Source organism: Bacteroides sp. RTP31139st1_H2_RTP31139_211217, assembly GCF_040227615.1.
GTDB lineage: Bacteria > Bacteroidota > Bacteroidia > Bacteroidales > Bacteroidaceae > Bacteroides > Bacteroides uniformis.
Window position 1 is genome coordinate 1 of the sequence record NZ_JBCNZM010000334.1, and the last position, 1,520, is coordinate 1,520.

Here is a 1,520-nt window from a genome sequence, read left to right on the forward strand (position 1 = left end):
TCGTGGATGCGGGAACGTCCAAGAGTTTCGTTTACGATCCCGGATTGAGAAGCCGTCGGAATATCCGTATCACCGAATATGGCGACCTGAACGAGATCTACCGCAGGACGTACAACGACACCACGCTTTACAAACCCATCAAGGGAAACTGGTACATCGAGTTAGACCATTCGATATAACGGCCCGGAGTTCGTATCAAAGCTTGTTTCACTTTTTGTCAAGAAGATACATCATAAAGCAGATAATGGCTATCGCAAGGAAAAATAACAGAACCGCAAGGAGTTCGTTAAACCTGCACTTGGCATAGTGAGACATCACTGCTTTGCCTCGCCATTTGTAAATCCTGCTGACGAGCGACATAACGGCAAATGTGACAATGCTAAAAACGACACATGGCAACAATGCCGACACACCTGGAAAAAGCCGGATAGTAACAGTCATCATAGGGAATATCAAAAGAGCGAAGATATAAATCGAGAGCATCATTTCGCCATCGACCCTGCCTGTTCGTCTTGCTTGTTCCAATTTCTCCCCCATCCACCAGAGGTAGTCCCAGAGATAGAACCGTTGCTTATTCTCCTGCCGTTTCATCATGCCCAATGTATAAATCCGAGGTGGAACATCAGCGCTACATTTGCCACGATCAGGGCGATAGCGATAAGAACTATTTTGGCGAGCTTCCTGCCGGGATGTTTCATCTTCCCGTAATGTTCACGGAGCGCTTCACGCCGTCCGGCTGTATAGCGTAGCTTGCAGAATAAATCGGGAAGAAAGCAGAGAGGAATCACTATGGCCAAACCAATCATCCAGCCGAAAAGGCGCAATATCGGCGGAACCCCAAGCGGTATGAGTAGGACGAAGAGCCAGCACCAAAACAGTAGCATACGTCCGTTGAGATTGGTACGCTCCCTTTCGTGCCATATCTCGGCTACATACCACATATAGTCGATGAAGCAGATCCGGTATTTGCGATTGTCCTTTTCCATACCGTTATCTCCATACAAAGAAACCAACCAATATAAGTATAATCAGAACGCTGACCAACACAATCTGAACCCTGCGGCGTGTTTCAGGCTTGCAATCGTCAAATAACCACAGTTTGCTGTTAAACTGCCAATGACACGCCCATTTCCAACGGAACAGCAACCCTGCAAGCCATAGGGCAAGCAACCCGACACCAAACAGCAACCCGTATTTCGGGTGAGCCTGCAACCACTCGAAAAACGCTTCCGCCTTGCTGTTCATTGCTTCGTATATATCGGTAACTGTCATACTTATAATTAAAAGGATTCCGAACACAAAAATAATGTTTTCTGTTCACATAATCACTACTTTATGCTCCAAAACACCGGCTGTGCGGTTATAAAACCAAGAAACAGCCCCCGTTAAGGTAACGGAGGGTGTTTGCGGGGGTGTTTGTGTTCATTTAGTTCTGTTCCGGCAGGAGCTTGCAAAGCACCGGGTCGTTCTTGATACGTTCCAGTTCCTCGGCGACGATGCGGCCGGCCTCTGCCTTGATA

4 protein-coding genes are annotated in these 1,520 nt (G+C 47.5%); 1 reads left to right on the forward strand and 3 read right to left on the reverse strand.

What is annotated here, in order from left to right:
* A partial coding sequence (locus ABUA47_RS24690; RefSeq protein ID WP_347030485.1) for a DUF4948 family protein occupies window positions 1-179 on the forward strand: 179 nt, incomplete at its 5' end.
* 28 nt (window positions 180-207) lie between these two features.
* On the opposite strand, the gene ABUA47_RS24695 is transcribed toward ABUA47_RS24690, so the two are convergent.
* Genes ABUA47_RS24695 through ABUA47_RS24705 form a run of 3 tightly spaced genes read right to left on the reverse strand, consistent with a single transcriptional unit; the run spans window position 208 to window position 1,272 of the window.
* Window positions 208-594 carry a hypothetical protein gene (locus ABUA47_RS24695; RefSeq protein WP_004295467.1) on the reverse strand — a complete coding sequence of 129 codons (387 nt, stop codon included), beginning with the start codon at window positions 592-594 and terminating at the stop codon, window positions 208-210.
* Window positions 591-986 carry a hypothetical protein gene (locus ABUA47_RS24700; RefSeq protein WP_004295466.1) on the reverse strand — a complete coding sequence of 132 codons (396 nt, stop codon included), beginning with the start codon at window positions 984-986 and terminating at the stop codon, window positions 591-593. Before ABUA47_RS24700 ends, ABUA47_RS24695 begins: the two co-directional genes overlap by 4 nt.
* A gap of 4 nt (window positions 987-990) precedes the next feature.
* Window positions 991-1,272, reverse strand: a complete 282-nt coding sequence (locus ABUA47_RS24705) for an Imm17 family immunity protein (RefSeq protein WP_004295465.1) — start codon at window positions 1,270-1,272, stop codon at window positions 991-993.
* Window positions 1,273-1,520 lie beyond the last annotated feature (248 nt).

Excerpts from the sequence above, each read along its gene's own strand:
- ABUA47_RS24695 (WP_004295467.1), bottom strand. The coding sequence starts at position 594 with ATGATGAAACGGCAGGAGAATAAGCAACGGTTCTATCTCTGGGACTAC.
- ABUA47_RS24700 (WP_004295466.1), bottom strand. The coding sequence starts at position 986 with ATGGAAAAGGACAATCGCAAATACCGGATCTGCTTCATCGACTATATG.
- ABUA47_RS24705 (WP_004295465.1), bottom strand. The coding sequence starts at position 1,272 with ATGACAGTTACCGATATATACGAAGCAATGAACAGCAAGGCGGAAGCG.